General features: G+C 50.2%; 17 protein-coding genes. 1 reads left to right on the forward strand and 16 read right to left on the reverse strand.

Annotated features, from left to right (window positions below; translation table 11 throughout):
* Nucleotides 1-20: 20 nt before the first annotated feature.
* From DWX59_RS17075 to DWX59_RS17125, 10 genes are all read right to left on the reverse strand, one after another.
* Entirely contained in the window at nucleotides 21-1,106 is a 1,086-nt protein-coding gene (locus tag DWX59_RS17075) for a BMP family ABC transporter substrate-binding protein (protein ID WP_117560423.1), read from the reverse strand.
* Between the two features lie 24 nt (nucleotides 1,107-1,130).
* Nucleotides 1,131-2,498 (reverse strand): allantoinase AllB, encoded by a 1,368-nt coding sequence (gene allB / locus DWX59_RS17080; RefSeq protein WP_166460251.1) that lies wholly within the window; start codon nucleotides 2,496-2,498, stop codon nucleotides 1,131-1,133.
* Nucleotides 2,499-2,509: 11 nt separating this feature from the next.
* Nucleotides 2,510-3,736 (reverse strand): M20 family metallopeptidase, encoded by a 1,227-nt coding sequence (locus tag DWX59_RS17085; RefSeq protein ID WP_117560425.1) that lies wholly within the window; start codon nucleotides 3,734-3,736, stop codon nucleotides 2,510-2,512.
* Between the two features lie 18 nt (nucleotides 3,737-3,754).
* Nucleotides 3,755-4,141: a RidA family protein gene (locus DWX59_RS17090; protein ID WP_117560426.1), complete on the reverse strand. Its 387-nt coding sequence runs from the start codon at nucleotides 4,139-4,141 to the stop codon at nucleotides 3,755-3,757.
* Between the two features lie 197 nt (nucleotides 4,142-4,338).
* Entirely contained in the window at nucleotides 4,339-5,001 is a 663-nt protein-coding gene (locus tag DWX59_RS17100) for a helix-turn-helix transcriptional regulator (protein WP_117560428.1), read from the reverse strand.
* A 426-nt stretch (nucleotides 5,002-5,427) separates the two neighbouring features.
* Nucleotides 5,428-5,571 carry an OadG-related small transporter subunit gene (locus DWX59_RS28785; protein WP_165643197.1) on the reverse strand — a complete coding sequence of 48 codons (144 nt, stop codon included), beginning with the start codon at nucleotides 5,569-5,571 and terminating at the stop codon, nucleotides 5,428-5,430.
* Between the two features lie 42 nt (nucleotides 5,572-5,613).
* The gene (locus tag DWX59_RS17105) at nucleotides 5,614-6,762 is read right to left on the reverse strand and encodes a sodium ion-translocating decarboxylase subunit beta (RefSeq protein WP_117560429.1); all 1,149 of its coding nucleotides are present in this window, start codon (nucleotides 6,760-6,762) and stop codon (nucleotides 5,614-5,616) included.
* 26 nt (nucleotides 6,763-6,788) lie between these two features.
* Nucleotides 6,789-8,135, reverse strand: a complete 1,347-nt coding sequence (locus DWX59_RS17110) for a hemolysin family protein (RefSeq protein ID WP_117560430.1) — start codon at nucleotides 8,133-8,135, stop codon at nucleotides 6,789-6,791.
* 899 nt (nucleotides 8,136-9,034) lie between these two features.
* A complete protein-coding gene (locus tag DWX59_RS17120) occupies nucleotides 9,035-10,804 on the reverse strand; it encodes an ABC transporter ATP-binding protein (RefSeq protein ID WP_117560432.1) in 1,770 nt (589 codons plus the stop codon).
* Nucleotides 10,794-12,662 carry an ABC transporter ATP-binding protein gene (locus DWX59_RS17125; protein ID WP_117560433.1) on the reverse strand — a complete coding sequence of 623 codons (1,869 nt, stop codon included), beginning with the start codon at nucleotides 12,660-12,662 and terminating at the stop codon, nucleotides 10,794-10,796. Before DWX59_RS17125 ends, DWX59_RS17120 begins: the two co-directional genes overlap by 11 nt.
* Nucleotides 12,663-12,789: 127 nt before the next feature.
* Here DWX59_RS17125 and DWX59_RS17130 point away from each other — a divergent pair, with 127 nt between their 5' ends.
* The gene (locus DWX59_RS17130) at nucleotides 12,790-13,692 is read left to right on the forward strand and encodes a LysR family transcriptional regulator (protein WP_117560434.1); all 903 of its coding nucleotides are present in this window, start codon (nucleotides 12,790-12,792) and stop codon (nucleotides 13,690-13,692) included.
* Here DWX59_RS17130 and DWX59_RS17135 read toward each other — a convergent pair.
* From DWX59_RS17135 to DWX59_RS17160, 6 genes are all read right to left on the reverse strand, one after another.
* A complete protein-coding gene (locus tag DWX59_RS17135) occupies nucleotides 13,655-14,485 on the reverse strand; it encodes a YihY/virulence factor BrkB family protein (RefSeq protein ID WP_117560435.1) in 831 nt (276 codons plus the stop codon). The two genes, DWX59_RS17130 and DWX59_RS17135, sit on opposite strands and share 38 nt — an antisense overlap.
* 17 nt (nucleotides 14,486-14,502) lie before the next feature.
* Nucleotides 14,503-14,775, reverse strand: coding sequence for an acylphosphatase (locus DWX59_RS17140; protein ID WP_117560436.1), 273 nt, complete (start codon nucleotides 14,773-14,775; stop codon nucleotides 14,503-14,505).
* Between the two features lie 7 nt (nucleotides 14,776-14,782).
* Nucleotides 14,783-15,727, reverse strand: coding sequence for a 2-hydroxyacid dehydrogenase (locus DWX59_RS17145; protein ID WP_117560437.1), 945 nt, complete (start codon nucleotides 15,725-15,727; stop codon nucleotides 14,783-14,785).
* A 142-nt stretch (nucleotides 15,728-15,869) separates the two neighbouring features.
* Entirely contained in the window at nucleotides 15,870-17,132 is a 1,263-nt protein-coding gene (locus DWX59_RS17150; protein WP_235845087.1) for a YARHG domain-containing protein, read from the reverse strand.
* A 187-nt stretch (nucleotides 17,133-17,319) separates the two neighbouring features.
* Nucleotides 17,320-19,410 (reverse strand): M56 family metallopeptidase, encoded by a 2,091-nt coding sequence (locus tag DWX59_RS17155; RefSeq protein ID WP_117560439.1) that lies wholly within the window; start codon nucleotides 19,408-19,410, stop codon nucleotides 17,320-17,322.
* Nucleotides 19,407-19,796 (reverse strand): BlaI/MecI/CopY family transcriptional regulator, encoded by a 390-nt coding sequence (locus tag DWX59_RS17160; RefSeq protein WP_117560440.1) that lies wholly within the window; start codon nucleotides 19,794-19,796, stop codon nucleotides 19,407-19,409. The genes DWX59_RS17155 and DWX59_RS17160 overlap by 4 nt, the downstream gene beginning before the upstream one ends.
* Between the last annotated feature and the right edge of the window lie 742 nt (nucleotides 19,797-20,538).

Genomic DNA, 20,538 nt, shown 5'->3' on the forward strand with positions numbered 1-20,538 from the left:
CGCAAAACATCATCCAGGTTCTATTTATCTTTTTCAGCAACTGGATTTACTGTGATTTCTCCGGAAACTACCTTTTCCTTTGCATCTTCGACTGCTTTCAGGACATCTTCCGGCAAATCATATTGTTCTTTGGTGGGAAGCGCCAAATACACATTGTCATTTTCCAATCCATACCAAAACACGCCAACTTCAAATCTGTCTTCTGCAATTTCCTTCATGGCATTGTATATCCATTGGTCATATGCGATTGCCATTGAACCGATGACCTGGCCGGGAAGCACACCATTCTGGTTGACATCAACACCGATACACAGTCCTCCGGTTTCCTTTGCAGCGTCAAACATCCCAAGACCTGATTTAGCTGCGGCTGCATATACAATATCGCAGCCCTGATTATACAACATCAGCGCCAAATCCTTTCCCTTTGTAGGGTCTTCAAAGGAACCTACATACACAGGATCCACAACGATATCAGGATTCACGGATTTGGCCCCCTGTTCATAACCTGCCAGGAAGCGGTTAATCTCAGCATTATCCTGTCCGCCTATAAAGCCGATATGGTTTGTTTTGGTAATCATGCCAGCTTCCACTCCGGCCAGATAAGAACCTTCATGTTCCTGTCCTAACAGACACTTCATATTATCCAGTTCTACCTCGCCTAAGGTCAGTACAAAATCCACATCCGGATAATCCGGCGCCACCTTGGAAGTTGCATCTACCAGTTCCACATTCAGCGCAACAACAATATCATAGCCATCTTCACAAAGAGCCCTTATGCTTTCCTCATATTCGCCCTTCTGAACCTCCACAATCTGGGTTTCCATACCATATTCATCTGCAGCCTTCATGAATCCGCTGTGGCAAAGGTCCGTCACCCCCTGGTCCCCCAATTTCTGGGCGGTTACCAAAGCTGCTTTCATACCTGCTTTTTCCTCGGTTTTCTTCTCAGTTGCTTTTTCCTGGTTGTCTGGTTTTGTTTCCTCTGTACCCGCAGCTGATGCCGGTGCCTGGGTAGCCGCTGTGCCTGCTCCTTTGCATCCTCCCATGGATGCTGCCAGCATTGTCATACACATAACTAACGTGAGCCACTTCTTGGTTTTCTTCATATTCTTTTTCCTCCTTGGAATATATTAAATTTGGCGTGGTATGAACATACCATAGCCTGAATCCATAGTAATGGTGTCATCCTTATAAACAGTAGTACCTCGTACAATAGTCTCGCGGACAGCTGCTTCAGATTGATATCCCTCGAATATCCCGCAATCCAGTAATGTTTTGGAAAATGATTTCATTCCTTCATAAACCCATTTCCTGTTTAAGTCCACAATAGCAAAATCTGCATCCTTTCCCACTTCTATTGCCCCTTTTTGCTGCAGGCCAAAAATCCTGGCCGCATTAATGGATGTCATCCTGGCAATCTGGTGCAGCGGCAGGCCACGTTTGACATATCCTTCTGTAATCATGATGGTGAGCATAAGTTCAACACCCCCAAATCCCGGTAATGCATCCCAGATATTATCCGCCTCCAGCTTTTCCTGCTCAGAATATGGACCATGATCTGTTCCGATTACATCAATATTACCGTTCAGCACATGGTCCCATAACCGTTCCAGGTTATCCCTTGGCCTGATTGGCGGATTGCATTTTGCAAATGCGCCGCACTCATCCATGCGGGTATTATCATATGCAAGATAATGTGGGCATGTTTCTGTATATACATGATGTCCCTGTCTTCTGGCCTCCAGGGTTGCATCCACTCCCTCTGCAGCGCTCATATGGCATATCAGCAAATCTGTACCATATACCTTAGAAAACAGGACAGCTCTTTGAATGGCTTCCACCTCTGAAAAAGCCGGACGGCCTTCATGATACCTGGATGGCTGCCGGATGCCTTCTTCCTTTTTCCATTGACAGAAATTGCTTACAATATCTGCATTCTCAGCATGTACGGCAATCATACCTCCAAATTTTGAAACCTTTTCCATTGCACGGCATAATTCGTGGTCCGGCAAATGTGGATAATCCGGATTTGCATAGGAGATAAATACCTTGAATGCACAGCAGCCCAGCTCATTCATCTCCTCCAGACGGTCTATGGAGGCAGGTATGCAGCCTCCCCATAATCCAAAGTCAATGACAGAGTTTTCTTTTGCAACATTATATTTCAGTTCAAACGATGGCTTGTCCACCACCGGCGGAATGCTAAGAGGCATTTCCAGGGTGGTTGTCACGCCTCCCCTTGCACAGCATCTTGTAGCGTGATGGAAATCCTCCCTGTAATTCTGCGGGCCTGGTTCCCAATAATGGGCATGGGTATCAATCAGACCTGGAAATACCGTAAGACCCTCTATTACCCTTACCTCTTTTGCCTCAACTACAAACCCAGGCGCCAAAATCGCCGCAATCTTCCCATCTTTAACAGCTATATTAGCTTTCCTGACCCCATTTTCAAAAACAACATCTCCATCAGCCAACAGCAAATCATAACATAACCCCATGTTTCTACCTCCTACTCTGACACACCACATACATCAATTGCTGTCAGCGCATAAATCAGAGCTGCCTTAGCCAGCTCACTGGTTTCTACCCACTCTACGTCCGAATGTGCACAACCGATGTCCCCTGGTCCATACATAATGGATGGTATGCCAGCCAATGTGCAGAGCAATCCGGAATCCCCCCAATATGTTTCCCCCTTTATAGGATATTCCTTTTTAAGTACCGCCTTACTGTTGCTTTGAATGGACCTGACCAGTATATTATCCGGTGATATCTCCATTGCAGGTCTGTACATGTCAATAAATTCAACAGTTGCATGGATACCCTCCCGCCCTGAGGCAACTTCCTCTGCTAATTTCCTGAATTCCTCCTCAATCCCTTTGATTGTCTGAGTGGGAATCCATCTGACATCAATATGTACCTTGCACAAATCTGGTATAATGCCTGCAAATGTAGGGCTTTCACCTAAAAGGTATGGCATATTGGCTTTTGCCGCTCCCTGGACTAATCCCACATTAATTGTGGGCGGGCTGCAGAAAGCATGCTTTTTGGAAGACCATTCCGGAATCATTTCATTTTCCACCCTGCGTATGAATTCTGCTGCTGCATAGTTGGCATTGGCTCCGTTCCATGGCACACTGGAATGAACGGATCGTCCATAAAAAGTAACCGTAAAATAATCACATCCCTTATGGGCCACAACCGGCTGCAGGGATGTGGGTTCACCTACAATAGCCAGGTCTGTTAAAGGTCCGTTTCTTACGATATAGCGTGTCCCTTCACTTCCGGCCGCATCTTCATCAATCACCCCAGCATACACCAGATTCCCCTTCAGCTTCACATCTGCGTCTTTAAGAAGCTTCATGGCGTATGCCATTGTGGCCACGCCGCTCTTCATATCAGCAGTACCGCGCCCATACATTTTTCCATCCTTAATTACAGCGCCAAACGGATCCTCCATCCCAAAAGGCGGCACAGTATCAATATGGCCATTAAACATCAGGCTTTTCCCTTCTCCTGTCCCATGCAATACTGCCACCACATTAGGGCGCCCGGGATAGACTTCCTGCTGATACGCATCAATCCCCGCTTTCATAAAATAGTCCAATAGATAATCAGATATTGGCTTCTCCCTCTTTTCCTGTGCCCAATGACTTGGAATCTGCACAATTTTTCTTACCAGCTCAATTGCTTCTTCATCCTTTACAAGGGCTTTCACCCGTTCCTTTGCATCCATTTTCCCACCCCTTCCTCATTATCGGCAAACAGCAACCGCTTCTATCTCGATGACCATATCCCCATTGAATTTCCCAACCTGCATTGTACTCCTTGCCGGCGGATCATTAGGAAAATACTGTTTGTACACCTCATTAAATTTTGCAAACTCATCAATATCCTTAACAAAAACAAGGGTCTTTACTACATGCTCCAAATCCGATCCTGCTTCTTCCAAAATTATCTTCATATTTTTAATAATTTGTTCCGTCTGCCCCGCAATGTCTCCTGGCGCAATCATTTCCTGGGTGACCGGGTCATTGGCGGTAATACCTGCTGTATATATTAAGTCACCCACCTTATAGGCCTGTGAATACCATCCCCCTGGTTTTGCCGCTTTGTCGGTTTTGATTACAACCTTCTCCATCGTATATCCTCCTCATATGTTTTTATTCCAAAACCCCCAAGGAATTTTGGGTACAAAAAATACACCTTCTTCAATTCCCTGAAAAAGAATCCGGTTCCGGTGTATTTTATTGTGCTGCTTGTGTCGCCCTGTGTAAATGGCAGGCACTGTATGCCTGAGCATTCACACTGGGTGGCACTGGTTAACAAGCTGCCCGCCTATTCAGTTTTTGTTCCTGCTTCTTCCTTTTTTATCATATCCAGATATGTATACATGGTATATTTGGATATTCCCAGAAATGACTGTATGCGCTCTCCTGATTTGGTTATGAGAAATGCTCCCTTATCATTGAGATATTTCAGGAACTGGAGCTTCTCTTCCTTATTCATGACGCCTGCAGGCTTGCCCACCAGCTTCTGGCCTTCCTGAAGAAGATATTCCAATAACTGATTCACTTCTGTTACAAAAACTTCCTGTTTGTCTGCTGCGTTGATATCATAGTGGTTCATTTCCTTCAGATAGCTTTCCAGCTTAACGCTTTCCGTAATATCTGTATTGACACAGAGACAGCCGATGAGACTGCCTTCATCATCCTTAATGTACAGGGACGAGGACCTTAATATCCGGTTATCCCTCAGCTGGGTGATGTAGTTAAAACGGTTGCCGTCCTTTACCGTTCCCTGCAGGACCTCAAGTCCCAGGTTGCTTCCGGTGCCTCCCACTTCACGTCCTGTTATGTGGCCATTGCGGATATCCACAATCGTATTGGCATAATCCTTTTTTAAATCATGAAGGACCACCTCTGTGTGTGAACCAAGCTGCTGCTCCAGCATGTCCATTAACTGTGTCATAAACTCTTTTTCATCGTTTAAAGTTTTCATATCCTTATTTCCTTTTCTGATTGTATGATAGCACACTTTTTGTCTGCCGTAAAGACTTTTTGTAAGATTATTGTGTTTTTGTATCTTTTATACCATTTACGCTATTATATTTTATGCATATTTAACATTTTTTGTCCCGTATTTAGGTCGTTACAAGACTTTTTGTTTTGTCTATCCCCTTCCTTTCCCATTTTACATCCCATCACATAAATACCTTTTCCCATATCTTACATAAAGTCAGCTTCCTCCCTATTGTACCCAATATTGCCAGCCGCATCAACCCCCTCCCATGATTCCCACCCAAATACCTCCATAAAAATAAGGCACCGGATACCTTCAAGGTAATCCAATGCCTCATTCCACTAATTCAGCCAGCCGGAAACCGGATATGGGCAGCGGCAAATGCCGCCCGGCAGCACCTGCCGGCTATTCCTCTTCCTTATCCTTCCTATTCCCGGTAATCTTCCCAAGCACCATGACTGCCGCCATGATAACCACAATCGCCACAAATATGCCGCCCATTCCTTTTCCCATGATTTCCAGGGCGATTTCCACATTCGCCATATTCATTCTACACATCCTCCTTACAGAACGTCTGCTTCTTCTATGATGTTACAGATACTGGGTCACAATGCTGATGACCAGTCCGCCTGCGATAACCGATGCCACCTGGCCCGAAACATTGGTCCCAGCTGCCTGCATCAGGATAATGTTGCCCGGTTCCTCCTTGGCAGCCATCTTCTGTACGACCCTGGAGGACATGGGGAATGCGGAAATGCCGCAGCCTCCAATCATAGGATTGACCGGCTTTTTCCCTGCCAATTTCAGGAAAACATTTACAAGTTTTGCAAAAAGCACGCCGCCAATGGTATCAAACACAAATGCCACCAGGCCCAAAGCCATGATCATAAGGGTTGCCGGATTAACAAACTGCTCCGCCCTCATGCTGAAGGAAATGGTGATTCCTAAAAGCAGGGTAATCAGGTTCGCCAGTTCATTCTGCGCGGACTGGCTCAAGGTATTTAACACACAGCATTCCCGCAGCAGGTTGCCGAACATGAGGAAGCCCACCAGCGCCACGGACTGGGGGGAAATCATTCCCACAATCATGGTCACTGCAATGGGAAATGAAATACGCAGGGCCCTGTTCACACTCTTTGGATTATAATCCATATGGATGCAACGTTCCTTATGGGTGGTGACAAGGCGGATGGCAAATGGCTGGATGATGGGGACCAGCGCCATATAGGAATACGCCGCCACTGCAATGGGTCCCATGTAATTGGATTTAAGCACCTGGGACACCAGGATGGAGGTAGGTCCGTCTGCCGCCCCGATGATTCCTATGGATGCCGCGTCCTTCAGGTCAAATCCCAGCATGCAGGCCACGATAATGGTCACGAATATGCCAAGCTGGGCAGCCGCCCCAAACAGGAACAGCACCGGCTGGCTTAAAAGCGGCCCAAAATCAATCATGGCCCCGATTCCGATAAACAGAAGGATCGGCATTGCCTCGGACGCCTCAATCCCGGTCTTAAACAGCCACTCAATGATACCGGCCGCAGGCACCTTTCCCTGCACCATCTGGTCAATCACACCGGAATAAGGCAGATTCACAAGAATCGCGCCAAATCCCAACGGAAGCAGCAGGGACGGCTCATACTCCTTTTTTACCGCCAGCCAGATAAGGCCGATCCCTATGGCATACATAATCATCTTCTGCCATGTAACTGCCATGATCCCGTCCAACAAAAAGCCCATAATCATTTCCTCCTTGCCGTATACAGCTATACTTCCTCAGCTGCCTCCTCTTTCTTTGTCTCCTTTAAGGTCATTTTCACATAACTGATGACCCTTTCATCCATGCCCTCCACTTCAAAGTCCGCCTCCGCTGTCACAACCGTAATGGGAAGTCCGGTCTGGCCGGGTATGTAGCCCAGCTGTTCCATGAGATAACCGGATAAGGTATCGCAGGAACTGTCTATGTGAAGGTGCATCTCCTCCTTTAAGTCAAAGAGGGATATGCTGCCGGATACCCGGTAAACCCGGTGTGGTTCCAGTTCAAGGATTTCAGGCTCCACCTCCTCATATTCCTCATGGATATCACCCACGATTTCCTCAATCAGGTCCTCCAGGGTCACCATGCCGGCCACTCCGCCGTATTCATCAATCAGGATGGCAAGCTTTGTTTTATTCTTCTGCATTTCCTTAAACAGGGCGTCCGTCCTTCTGTTTTCCGGCACAAAGTAAGGAGCCATGAGAAGGGAATGGATATCCAGGCCTTCAAAGGACTTTTTCCTTGCTTCTATGGTCAGGGCCTTAATGGACAGCACGCCTATGATATTATCAATGTCCCCTTCATACACAGGGATTTTTGAATGCATGGACTGAAGGATCCCATCAATATAATCCTCCAGCGGCTCATTAATGTCAATGGCCACCATATCCTGCCTTGGAACCATGACTTCCTTTGCCCGCTTATCATCAAAGGAGAATATGGATGTGATCATCTCCTTCTCAATATCATTAAATACACCGGTCTCACTGCCGGTTTCCAGCATGGATTTGATTTCCTCCTCCGACACATCTGTCTCAAGGTTCTCATTGTGCATGCCAATCAGCTTTAAGAAACCACTGGTGGACAGTGATAACAGTTTTATGAAAGGGTTCATGATGCGGGAAATATAATATATGGGACGTACACAGAAAAGGCTGAATCCCTGCGCCTTCTGAAGGGCAATACGCTTTGGCACCAGTTCACCGAACACCAGGTTAAAATATGCCAGTATAAGCGTGACCACCACGCCTGCCAGTGTCTGGCTGTAAGGCATCTCCCACTCCGCCATCTTCACCGCCAATACCTGTGCGATACCGGTTGCAGCAGATGCACTGGAGAAAAATCCCGCCAATGTAATGGCTACCTGGATGGTGGACAGAAAGATAGTTGAATCCTCCATAAGCCGCTCTATAAGCGCCGCGTTTTTGTTGCCCTGCTCTGCAAGACGGCGGATTTTGTTCTTGTTGACAGACACAACTGCCATCTCTGAGCCTGCAAAGAATGCATTGATAAGTGTTAAGATAATTAAGATTGTGATTTGGAATATAATATTGGCCGCTTCCGGGTCAGATTCCATAATGTTTTGTTCCTCCGTTTTTTGTTAGTTTGATTGGTTCTAATGGGTATTATACATAAAAAATGGGGAATTGTCAGCTAAAGATTGTATTAAGATGGGGTGGATTTATGGGGATGGGCGAGGGGGGGGGTATTCCGTCCGTGAGCGGAATGGGGATGGGAGGGATGGACGCTGGCTGCGGGGCTAGCAGCTCTAAGTCTTCGGGATTCGGCGCTGGACAAGAGGCCGGCTGCCCAAACTCGCGCTTAGCTTTTACCGTTAATCTTGGTATCGGGCTCAGACAAAGGGCGCCTGCCTCTTAGCACCGATTCCCGAAGACTAAGACCTGCACGCCCCTGTAGATGCATCCATCCCTCCCATCCCCATTCCACTCACCCACTACGTATCCTCAATTGCCCTTCCTCATGAATCCGGATAGTATGATAGGTCCCTAAGCCTAAGCCCTCCCTCTCCCCCATTCATATCGCTTATCCAAAAATACATATTATCCTAAATATATCTTAATCTAATATCCTGAACATACCCTATCCCAACTACATATCCTTCCCCCATTTTGCGTATGTAATGGCCGGAATCCCCAGCCCGCAAGACGGGCCAGGGCCGGGCGGACGGGGCAGGTCTGGGGGCGTAGTGGAGGAGGCCGCAGCTTCTTAGGTCCTGGCAGATTAAAAGACGGGGGTGGATTCTGGCATCAAAGCCAGAATCCAAGGTGCTCTGAACGTAGAAAGTCCTTCAGGATTTCTACGTTCAGAGCACCGATCCCCCGTCTTTTAATCTGACAGGGCCTTAGAAGCTGCCCCTCCGGAACTCAGCCTCCAGGCCTGCCCCGTCCGCCCGGCCCTGGCCCGTTTTGGGGGCGTACCCCCACCCCATACCAAACATCCCAAATATCCCAAAAATCACCCCCGCGCAAACTGACTATTATAGATTTCCGCATAGAATCCCCCCCGCTCCAGAAGCTCCTCATGCCGTCCCTTTTCCACGATATGCCCGTCCCGCATGACCAGGATTACATCGGCTTCCCGGATGGTGGACAGGCGGTGGGCAACGATAAAGCTGGTTCGGCCTTCCATCATTCTTGCAAATGCTTTCTGGACACGGATTTCCGTTCTTGTATCAATGGAGGAGGTGGCCTCGTCCAGTATTAGCATGGGCGGCAGGCACAGCATGACCCTGGCTATGCACAGCAGCTGCTTCTGGCCCTGGGACAGGTTTCCTCCGTCTTCGCTGATGACCGTGTCATATCCTTCAGGCATCCGCATGATGAAACCATGGGCATGGGCTTCTTTGGCTGCCCGGATGATTTCCTCTTCCGATGCATCCGGACGGCCGTACGCAATGTTCTCGCGGATGGTCCCTGTTTTGAGCCATGTTTCCTGCAGGACCATCCCATAGTTGGTCCTCAGGCTTTTTCTGGTTATGTTGCGTATGTCCGTTCCCTCTACCTTGATGGAACCGCTGTCCACATCGTAGAAGCGCATGAGCAGGTTGATGATGGTGGTTTTCCCGCAGCCGGTGGGTCCCACGATTGCCACCCTCTGGCCGGGATTTACATTCAGGCCGAAGTTTTCAATCAGCTTACGGTCCGGTGTGTAAGAAAAATCCACATTGACAAGCTCTACCTTACCCTCCACATGGGTAAGGACAGCGGCATCCGGTTTATCATCCAGGATGGCCTTTTCATCAATCAGTTCAAACACACGGGCAGCGGAGGCCAGGGCGTTCTGCAGTTCTGTCACCACGCCGGAGATTTCGTTGAACGGTTTGGTATACTGGTTGGCATAGCTCAGGAAACTGGTCAGCTGTCCCACGGTCATGAAGCCGCGGATCACAGCGTATGCGCCGGTAATGCCCACTGCCGCGTACACCATGCTGTTGACAAACCTGGTGCTTGGATTGGTGATGGATGAGAAGAACGTGGCCCTCAGGCTGTAACCTGCCAGGCGGCTGTTGATTTCCTCAAACTGTTTCTGGGTTTCCTCCTGGTATCCAAATGCCTGCACCACCTTCATATTGCCCAGCATCTCATCGGTCAGCGCTGTCAGTTCCCCTCTTGTCTCGGACTGGTGACGGAACATGACGAATGTCTTCTTGGCGATAAAACTGGCAACAAAAAGGGATACAGGGGTCAGCACCACCACCACAAGCGTGATGGCCGGATGGATGGACAGCATGAAAAGCAGGGTTCCCCCAATGGTCAGGACACCGGTAAACAGCTGGGTAAAGCCCATGAGCAGCCCTTCTGAGAACTGGTCAATGTCCGCAATGATCCGGCTGATGATGTCACCGGACGGGTGGGCGTCAATATAGCTTAATGGCAGGGTCTCCAGATGGTTGAATGCCCTGGTCCGGATATCCTTTACCACCCGGTAGGTTATGGTATTGTTGATGTGGTTCATCAGCCACTGGGAAACTGCCGTCAGCCCCACCGCGCCCAGGATTTTCCACAGTATCCTGGTCAGACCGGCGAAATCCACATTTCCCTGTCCCACAATGCGGTCCACTGCCCGGCCTGTAAGTATGGGGACGTAAAGTGTAAGGGCCACCGTGATCAGCGCCAGGATAAGGGACATGATGACGCCCCACCTGTACTGTCCTATATAATCCAGGATACGTTTCAGGGTCTCCATGCTCTTGTTTTTATCTAAATCCTTATGTTTACTGCTCATCCCGCTCCACCTCCTCCCTGGAAAGCTGTGACAGACAGATTTCCCTGTACACCTCACATGAGTTAAGCAGCTCCTTGTGTGTTCCCATGCCTGCCAGGGCGCCCTCATCCAATACAAGAATCAGATCCGCCTGTTTAATGGTGGTTGCCCTCTGGGACACAATGAACACGGTCATGTCCTTTGTACCCTGGCGGATTGCCTTTCTCAGCCTGGCGTCCGTGGCAAAATCCAGGGCGGAAGCGCTGTCGTCCATGATAAGGATCTCCGGCCTGCGCACCAGGGCCCTGGCAATGGTAAGCCGCTGCCGCTGGCCCCCGGACAGATTGCGGCCTCCCTGGTCAATGTGCAGCATAAGCCCCTGGTCCTTATCATTCACGAATTCCCTTGCCTGGGCCATGTTAAGGGCATCGTATATCTCCTCATCGGACGCGTCCTTCTTCCCCCACTTCATGTTGTCCCGCAGGGTTCCCTTAAACAGGACCGGGCGCTGGGGGACCACGCCGATTTTGGAGCGCAGTCCGTCCAGGGTATGGTTCCTTACATCCACGCCGTCCACCAGCACCTGTCCTTTGTCTGCATCGTAAAAACGCGGGATCAGGTTCACCAGCGTGGTCTTGCCGGAACCCGTGCCGCCAATCACGCCAATGGTCTGTCCAGGCATAGCCTTAAAGGAAATGCCGCTTAGGGCCGGCGCTTTGGCACCGCTGTATACGAAATCCATGTCCCTGAACTCAACCTTTGGCACCGGGCCTCCGGCCGATGGGCCGGTGGACGGCAGGCTTTCACAGGAATCTTCCTTTATATGGCTTACTTTTTCTTGAATCCCCTTTCCATGGCTTACGTTTTCTTGGATTCCCCCTCCAAGGCTTCCGTTTTCATGAGTTCCCCCTCCGAGGCTTCCACGTTCCTTCACGCTGGTCTCCACCTGGAAAATGCTGTCCACCCGGTTCATACAGGCGGTTGCCTTGGATATGAGGATAATCAGGTTCGCCATCTTGATTAATTCCACCAGTATCTGGGACATGTAGTTTACCAGGGCAATCACCTTGCCCTGGGTTATGGTTCCGCTGTCCACCTGTTCCCCTCCCACCCAGATGACAGCCACGATGGCCACATTGATGATTACATAGGTGACTGGATTCAGGAGGGCGGATATCTTTCCCACAAAGACCTGCATCTGGACCAGGCGGTCATTTTCCCCCTCAAACTTCCCAACCTCGCTTTCCTGGCGGTTAAAGGCCCGGATGACCCTGACCCCCATCAGGTTCTCTCTGGTGGTCAGAAGCACCTTATCCAGCTGTCTCTGGACCGACCGGTAAAGGGGCATGCTGACCAGCATGATGCCGAACACCACCACACAGAGCACGGGGATGGTCACCACAAATACCATGGCCGAACGCAGGTCCACTGTAAATGCCATGATCATTGCGCCAAACACCACGAATGGGGAGCGCAGCAGCAGGCGCAGCGTCATGTTTATACCGTTCTGCACCTGATTGATATCACTGGTCATACGCGTGATTAAGGTGGCCGTGCCCACGGAATCTATCTCTGCATAGGACAGGGTCCCGATGTGCTTATACAGGTCATTCCTGAGGGCTGTTCCCGCCCCGGTGGCCGCCTTGGCCGCAAAATACTGGGCGGTCAGTGAGCAGGCCAGGCCCACAAGGGCCAGCAATAAAAGCAGGCCTCCCATTTTCATGATATAGCCCCCATCCCTGTTCCTGATGCCCACATCCACCATGCTGGCAACCACAAGGGGCACCAACAGTTCAAAGCTGGCCTCCAGCATTTTAAACAGGGGGCCAAGGATGCTTTCCTTCCTGTAGTCCTTCATGTAGCTTAACAGTCGTTTCATACCGATGCTCCATTCCTAAAATATTGTCATTTCCCACACTGTCTGGTATTATATCATAGGAATAACCATATTTAAAATATTGTTTTAATATATCATATATACGTTTTTAGTATAGGAGGATTTTGCCGTGAACCTGAAACAGATGGAATATTTTATAACAATTGTCAATGAAGGAAGCATTTCCGCTGCCTCCAAAATACTCCACATATCCCAGCCGCCCCTAAGTACCCAGATGAAACTCCTGGAGCAGGAACTGGGCGTCACCCTTTTTGAGCGCGGCTCCCGCGCCATTGCCCTGACCCATGCCGGCAAGGTGTTTTATGACCGGGCCCAGGGCATACTGGACATGACCGGGGCCGCACGCCAGGAACTGGAGCAGATGGGACGCGGACTGCATGGATTTTTACGGCTGGGCATGGTTTCATCCACGGAAACCAGTTCCATCATTGGACGTATTGCGGATTTCCGCAGCCAGCATCCCGGGATATATTTCCGTATCTACGAGGGAAATACGTATCAGCTCATGGATAAGCTGAACACCGGGCTGATTGAGGCAGCCATTGTACGGACCCCGTTCCCCGAAGATTCCTATGAATGCTCCTATCTGGCGGAAGAACCCATGATGGCCGTGGGGATGCCGGGACATTTCCCGGATGCGGCAGCGGACAGCATCAGCCTGGAACAGCTTTGCACCTGCCCGCTGATTATCTACCGGCGCTGGGAAGGGGAGCTTAACCGCCTGCTCCCCCGTGAACGCCAGGATTACCTGTGCATCAATGACGATGCCCGCACCAGCCTTACGTGGGCCGGCACGGGCATCGGTGTTGCCATTGCTCCTGCTTCCATTGCCCGGCGCGCGCATCCGGGAATGCTTGTAAAGACCATTACCACTCCGGGCTTCACTTCACGCATCACGCTGATACGGCGCCGGGATGCGGCCATGTCCTCCATCGGACAGGATTTCATCCGCTATTTTAAAGAGGGATGGGACATCATTCCCGCCCGAACAGTTCCTTCCAGTAATAATTAATCTCTGCCCCGAAAAACAGGATGCACATGCACATATAGAGCCACAGCAGCAACAGCACGATGGCTGTAAGGCTGCCGTACATATAAGAATAATTCTTTCCCCCGATATGGTTGAAATACAGGGAAAATGCAAAGGAAAATGCCATCCACCCCACGGTTGAGAACACGGCTCCCGGAATCTGCTCCCGCAGCTTTAGCTTCTTATCCGGCACAAAGGTATAGATTCCAAGGAAGAACATGATCAGGATCATCAGCGCCCAAAGGGCCCTGAAATTGATGATATGGGTGACCACATCTGCCACAATAGGGAAACGGTTTACCATAAATGCCTGAATCATGTTCCCAAAGACCAGAAGGCCAAGGGAAAGGATGCATACCAGTATGAATACAATGGTATAACCCGAGCAGATGAGCCGGCCCACCACATACCAGCGCTTCTCCCCATGCCCATGGACCCGGTTAAGTCCCCTGGCCACGCTGAACATCCCCCTTCCCGCCGACCACAGGGCCGTGATTGCCGTAACGCTTATCATGGTGGCCGGCGATTTAAGAGACAGGTCATTCACCACCCTGAAGGCCAGGGATTTGTAATCCACAGGCACCAGACCTACAATCAGTTCCATGAACTGCGCATTGCTGATGCTTGGTATCATCTGTACGGCCGTCAGCAGCAGCATGATAAACGGCACCACGGACAAGATAATGAAAAAAGAAACCTGGGCCGCGTACACAGTCATCTCATCCTCTGCATATTTATCATATACCTGTTTCACTGCCACGATTAAACCGAACATAAACACTCCTCTGATACTTAATATATTTCCCTGAAACTGCTCTCTTTAATCACTGGGATCATCTCTGTTTCCATACGTTCTATGCGTATGAAACGTCCCTGGTGAAGCCGCTCCACCAGTCGCTCCATGGATGCTTCATCCCCCTGGACCTCCATCTCCACATCCCCGTCCCACAGATTCTTCACCCATCCCGTAAGTCCCAGGGACCTGGCCAGATAGCATGCCGTATACCGGAATCCCACGCCCTGTACCCGTCCTGAAAATATTATGTGTTTCCTGACCATTTTCATAACCCCATCACTCCATTACATTCTTCGGGGTCCCGTCCAGGTATGCGGCCACATTGTCAAATACAATCACAGCCCGCTTCACCAGCGCTTCCTTTGTGGCAAAGGCCACATGAGGGGTTACGATGATGTTGGGCGCTGAAAACAGCGGATGATTCTTTTCCACCGGAGGTTCCTTTTCAAACACATCAATGCAGGCCCCCCCGATCCTGCCTTCAGACAGTGCCTCTGCCAGGGCCTCTGAATCCACTACCGGGCCCCTGGCCGTGTTGATAAGGACTGCATCTTTCTTCATCCATCCAATGCGTTCACGGTTCATAAGGCCACGTGTGCCATCATTGAGAGGCGTGTGCAGGGACACGATGTCACATTCGGACAGCAGGGTCTTAAGGTCTACAAAACGGATTCCCTCCACATCCTTGACAGTCCTGCTGTATGCCAGTACCTCGCATCCAAAGGCCTGGGCAATCCGTGCCACCCGAAGGCCAATAGCCCCGGTCCCAACCACGCCGAATTTCCTGCCTTCCAGTTCAACCCCCACCAGTCCGTCCTTGGTGCCCCCCTGACGGCATACCCGGTCACATGGGATTATGTTCCTGTAAAGGCTGATCAGCATGCCGAATACCAGGTCGGCCACCGCACTGGTGGAGTATCCCGCGCAGTTGCACACCGTAACCCCATGTTTCCGGCAGGCATCCATTGCAATGTGGTCGATGCCTGTAAATGCCACTGCCAGAAGTTTCAGCTCCTTGCATCCGTTTATTACATCCTCATTTAACGGCAGGTTGGATACCACAATGATTTCCGCATCCTTTCCGCGCTCAATCAGTTCCTGTGTGCCCGTAACCTTTGTGTCGTGATATACAATCTCCACCCGGTCGCCCAAAGCTTCCTTTGCCATGGATAAAAGCTTATCCTCATCCACTCCAAGCGGTTCAATTATAACCATTTTCATCTCAATCTACCTCCGATATTTTATGCAGGGAATCATGGCCCCGCTGCAGGGCCTTTATTTCCTATCAATTATATAGCACCGGGTTGGATTTTACAAGCCAAACACAGCTCCAAGGCATTTCCGGCAGCCAAGGATTCCCCCATCATTGTTCCATCTCCACCGCCAGCTTCAGATTTTCCTTCTCATATTCATTAAACACGCCTGCATCAAACTTATCTGCAGGATATATACCGGAATACCATATGTAGGTGCTGAAAAAATCATTCCAGATATCATTCTTGAAAATATATCCATGGCGGGCATAGATCTCATTGCGGAAAACCGCTGTCAGCTCCGGCGTCCAGCTTATCTGCCGCATTTCCTCCCTTGTGTAATATCTGGTGTCTGAATCAAAGACCGGCAAACCGTAATCCACAGGATATCCCCCTGCAGGATATCCGCCTGCGCCGCCTTCCTTAAGCTGCCTTTTATAAGCCGATACGTTATAATGAAGCGCTTCTGTTGTTGGCGCGGACGCATCTGCCTTATGGTATCCATAATAATCCCATATGATTTCATTGGACAGGAACTGATACCCGGATGATTCCTTTTTAAGGGTCACCATACACTCCTGGCTAAACTGGGTATACCCGTCGGAAAGGCACCATATCCTGTACAGGTTTCCATCCGCTTCGCCTTTGGGACAGAAAAAGCTGCGTATGTTCGTATCACCGTGCTGCGTATAATACCGGTCATACTGGGGCAGGTAAACCCACCCAAGCCCTGTCTTCATCTGGTCAAGGGTAAGTCCTGTTTTATCCAACAGGAACGCATCAATCTGTTTCTTATCCAGGCGCACCATATCTGTCATGATCTCCGTCTGGCCCACTGCATTGAGAAATGCATCCCTTTCTTCCCCTGTCATGGCAGACTGTTCCAGGCCGGCCCCTGAATAAAATACCTCATTCAGATTCAGGTACTCCGGGGTCTTGTATTCAGACAGGAGAAAGCCATAATTGTCAGCCTGGTTCAGATATTGTTCAAAATACCGCAGTTCCTCTTCTTTCAGCTGGCGCGGCGCCTCCCCGCCCGGGTCCGCAGATTCCCCTGACAGGTCATATGACCATTCTGTGTTATAAGATCCTGACACTTCCTTCACCTTTTCATCTATCCCTTCCTCATCGCTTCCGCCCAACCCCTTCTTTCCATTCCCATCTGAACCATGCCCCGGGCGGTCTGTTCCCTCTGCGTCTGTCCCAACCGCCCTGCCGGCATCCGGACTACATGCCGACAGCCCCAGCATAAGCACCGCCGCCGACAAAAGAATCATGGCCCATGGCCCTTTTCTCTTTGATAGGCGGATTTCCTCCCTTAAGTCATGCCTCTTCCTTAATCCCTTCCTCTCCTTTGAATCTCTTCCCATCATTTGCCTCCTCAATTTATTACCAATATTTTACCATGGTTTGCAAAATACAAATATGAAATTATCTTTAATTTTCAAGTTCTTCCGGCCAAAAAACCTGCTGTCAAAATAACAGCAGGTTCCCGGTTCTTGACAGGAGTCACCTTTTGTATGGTTCCTTATGTATAACTCCTTATATATGGTTCCCTTTCTATTTCTCAAATCCCTTCCATGTGACTTTCCACTCCCCATACGCATACTTCAGTTCAAGGTTCAGGTAGGTATAGCTGTCCTCCCCTTCTTCCTTAAACCGATATACCGCTTCCGCATACACTTCCTTTAAATCCGGCTGATACCGTATCCTCAGTTCAGGCGGTTCCGAGTCATCCATGGACACCGGATTCTCCAGCTCCTTCCTGGAAAATACACTGCATTCCCCCGCTGTTTTAACGTCCCCGCTTAAATATGCCTGACAGAACCGCAGGGCGGTGTCATAAACCTTAGACGATATCATGTCCACGCCCAATGCAGAATAAACACCTGACTGCAGCCCATCCTCCAGGACTGCTACACTCCTGACGCCTGCATCAGGAAATACATCCTTATCAAAGCAAAACAGCACATAGATATCCCGTCCATCCCTTTGCTGAATCACAGGCTCATACAAATGTCCTTCATCCCCATATCCTTCCAGCTGTATCCCAATCCGGTGATTGTCCGCAAAACCAGCGGCCTCTTCCTCGTCCGCTCCCTGGAAATGCATACTGAATGCGTTGGGGTACTCCTCCACCGACACCAGGGCCGCCCTGGTCTGGTCTGGCCCTTCCATGACCTGATGGCAGGTGTATGCGTCCAGCACTTCCCTGTCATCTGCCGCAAACAGATATTCCACGCTCCTGCCATCCTGGGCAATGGATATCTTAAAGGCTCCTGCATGTTCTGCATTCCATATGCTGATTACAAATTCCTCCGGGTCGGTCTGCATATAACCATAGCCGCGGTCCGGCCTGCCGTCCCCTGACAGGATGGTGCCGTCCACATCCGTGTATGACGTGACCTTAACGTTTTCCCTATAATCACGGGGCACGGGCAGCGGCCTGCCGCTTCCGGCCTCCCGCCGTTCCATGGTAAGTTCATAAAAATTCCCCCACTGCTCCACCCCCACCAGGGCCAGCATATCTCCTTGCCCGATGGGTACTGCTTCTGTTTCCCCCTCTTCCTGTGGAACCTGGGGCTGTGTATCATTTCCATGGATAACCGTTTCCGCCACAGACAGAACATCCCCATTGCCCGCGGTTTCCACGCTGCCTGTGAATGTGCATGCCCCCAACAGCAGGACCGCCCCCGCCACTGCCGCCATCATGGCCCTGGTGGTCTTTTGATGTGCTGCAAGGATGCGGATACGTTCCCTGATGATCCGAGGCCCGGCTGTCATCGTGGTGGCAGCGGAAAATATCCCTTTGCCTTTTCCCCGCGCCTCAATCATACCCACCAGGGTCCTTCCGTAGGCAAACCGCTCCCTTTCTCCCAGAAGCTTAACCGCTGCCTCGTCACATGCCAGTTCACAGTCCTGTCTGGACAGCACGGCTGCCAGCCAGACCAGCGGATTTACCCAGTAAAGACACAGCAGCCCGCACCTTAGGATTCCCCAGTAACGGTCCCCATTGGACACATGGCTCATCTCGTGTGCAAGGATATGGCGCAGCTTCTGGTAGTCATTAACAACAGAATCCGGGACATAGATTCCCTCATCCGTTCCCCACCCATAATAACAGGGGGATTGTATTCCTTCCACCACATAGACCCGTTCTGTCACAAAAACCGGCATGGTTCCGTAAAATTGCTTTCTTCTGCTGATCAGCATCTTGTGGAAGCGGCTGTTGACCATGAACATCCATAATCCCAGAAGCATGCTTCCCAGCACCCAGACAACCATGATCCAGAGCTGCCAGTCAATCCCCGCAGCCCTTTGGGCCAGCGTCACGGTCTGTCCCGCGTCGTTGAAGTGATACACGTGGCCTGTAGCCACATTATCTGTCAGATATTCCAGGCTGGTTCCTGCAATCACCTGCCGGTGGACCGCATCCGCTGCATTCATCACGCTGAACCGCGACCGCAATGGGTCTGCCAGTCCCTTAAGGGGAACATAGATATATGTACCAAACACCGGCCAGACCAGGCGGAGGACCACCAGTCCCCACAAGCCGTACCGTATATTGGGACTGATTTTATCCTTCAGTATCAGGCGCAGGAGCACAATTGCCAAAATCAGTGCGGAGGATGATATCATGGTATCTATCATAAGCCGTCCTCCTCTGCCTTCCTGAGTACTTCATAGAGTTCTTCAATTTCATGCCTGGAAAGCGATTTTGAATTTGCCATGGCATCCACCATCAGACTGACGCTTCCTTCATATACCCGCTCCAGGAATCCTTTTGTCTCCAGCAGGGCAGCGCCCGCCCTTTCAATGGAAGGATAAAACCGTTTGGCCCGCTGTCCCTCCTCATGGTACACGGCCGACTTTGCCTCCAGCCGGTTCAGCATGGTAATGACCGTGTTCTTACTCCAGCCCTTATCCTTTTCCAGCGCCCTTGTCAGTTCCATGATGGTCTGGGGCGGATTCTCCCACAGCAGGTTCATTATCCGCCATTCACCGTCTGAGAGACTTACCTTCCTGTCTTCCTCCATATGCACACCTCCCTTATATCCCTTTGCATTTCTCTGCATTCCCCTGCATCTCTCTGCTGTATTCCTCTGCATCTCTCTGCATCTCTCTGCATTCCTCTACATTCCCCTGCATTCCCCTGCATTCCCCTGCATCTCTCTGCTGTATTCCTCTGTATCTCTCTGCATTCCTCTACATTCCCCTGCATTCCCCTGCATCTCTCTGCTGTATTCCTCTGCATTCCTTTACATCCCTCTACATCCTTTTACATCCCTCTGCATCCCTCTGCATCCCTTTACATCCCTCCACATTCCTTTACATCCCTCTACATCCCTCTACATCCCTCTACATCCCTCTGCATGACATATCCCAGAACCTGTCTGAACCTTCATTCCCGCCATCTTCGCCCCTGCTTCGCAGCATATCGGGTCCGGATTCAGGTTACATATGCCGCTATGCGCCCTTCCTTTGAGCCAGATTCCCCAGAAAGCGGGACACACGACTGACGGAAGACACTCTTCAGGCACGCTATATCTCCATAATAAGATGCTTCATTGGTATACATATGTCTACTTACAGTTTATCATGCAGGTAGACACATGTCAACCTTTTCCCATTCTGATAAGTATGCGGAACCATCCCCTTCCTGACAGGCACACGGCACCATCCCCTTCCTGACAGGCATACGGCACCATCTCCTTTCTGACAGGCATTCCTTAACCTCTTCTTTCCCGGACATATTGCGTCACAAAAAAAATGGATGCC

This window comes from Enterocloster aldenensis, assembly GCF_003434055.1.
Classification (GTDB): Bacteria; Bacillota; Clostridia; order Lachnospirales; family Lachnospiraceae; genus Enterocloster; species Enterocloster aldenensis.

Excerpts from the sequence above, each read along its gene's own strand:
- DWX59_RS17135 (WP_117560435.1), bottom strand. The coding sequence starts at position 14,485 with ATGTTCGGTTTAATCGTGGCAGTGAAACAGGTATATGATAAATATGCA.
- DWX59_RS17090 (WP_117560426.1), bottom strand. The coding sequence starts at position 4,141 with ATGGAGAAGGTTGTAATCAAAACCGACAAAGCGGCAAAACCAGGGGGA.
- DWX59_RS17100 (WP_117560428.1), bottom strand. The coding sequence starts at position 5,001 with ATGAAAACTTTAAACGATGAAAAAGAGTTTATGACACAGTTAATGGAC.
- DWX59_RS17085 (WP_117560425.1), bottom strand. The coding sequence starts at position 3,736 with ATGGATGCAAAGGAACGGGTGAAAGCCCTTGTAAAGGATGAAGAAGCA.
- DWX59_RS17110 (WP_117560430.1), bottom strand. The coding sequence starts at position 8,135 with ATGGAATCTGACCCGGAAGCGGCCAATATTATATTCCAAATCACAATC.
- DWX59_RS17125 (WP_117560433.1), bottom strand. The coding sequence starts at position 12,662 with ATGAAACGACTGTTAAGCTACATGAAGGACTACAGGAAGGAAAGCATC.
- DWX59_RS17145 (WP_117560437.1), bottom strand. The coding sequence starts at position 15,727 with ATGAAAATGGTTATAATTGAACCGCTTGGAGTGGATGAGGATAAGCTT.
- DWX59_RS17105 (WP_117560429.1), bottom strand. The coding sequence starts at position 6,762 with ATGGGCTTTTTGTTGGACGGGATCATGGCAGTTACATGGCAGAAGATG.
- DWX59_RS17140 (WP_117560436.1), bottom strand. The coding sequence starts at position 14,775 with ATGAAAATGGTCAGGAAACACATAATATTTTCAGGACGGGTACAGGGC.
- DWX59_RS17160 (WP_117560440.1), bottom strand. The coding sequence starts at position 19,796 with ATGGAGGAAGACAGGAAGGTAAGTCTCTCAGACGGTGAATGGCGGATA.
- DWX59_RS17155 (WP_117560439.1), bottom strand. The coding sequence starts at position 19,410 with ATGATAGATACCATGATATCATCCTCCGCACTGATTTTGGCAATTGTG.
- DWX59_RS17150 (WP_235845087.1), bottom strand. The coding sequence starts at position 17,132 with ATGATGGGAAGAGATTCAAAGGAGAGGAAGGGATTAAGGAAGAGGCAT.
- DWX59_RS17075 (WP_117560423.1), bottom strand. The coding sequence starts at position 1,106 with ATGAAGAAAACCAAGAAGTGGCTCACGTTAGTTATGTGTATGACAATG.
- allB (WP_166460251.1), bottom strand. The coding sequence starts at position 2,498 with ATGGGGTTATGTTATGATTTGCTGTTGGCTGATGGAGATGTTGTTTTT.
- DWX59_RS28785 (WP_165643197.1), bottom strand. The coding sequence starts at position 5,571 with ATGAATATGGCGAATGTGGAAATCGCCCTGGAAATCATGGGAAAAGGA.
- DWX59_RS17120 (WP_117560432.1), bottom strand. The coding sequence starts at position 10,804 with ATGAGCAGTAAACATAAGGATTTAGATAAAAACAAGAGCATGGAGACC.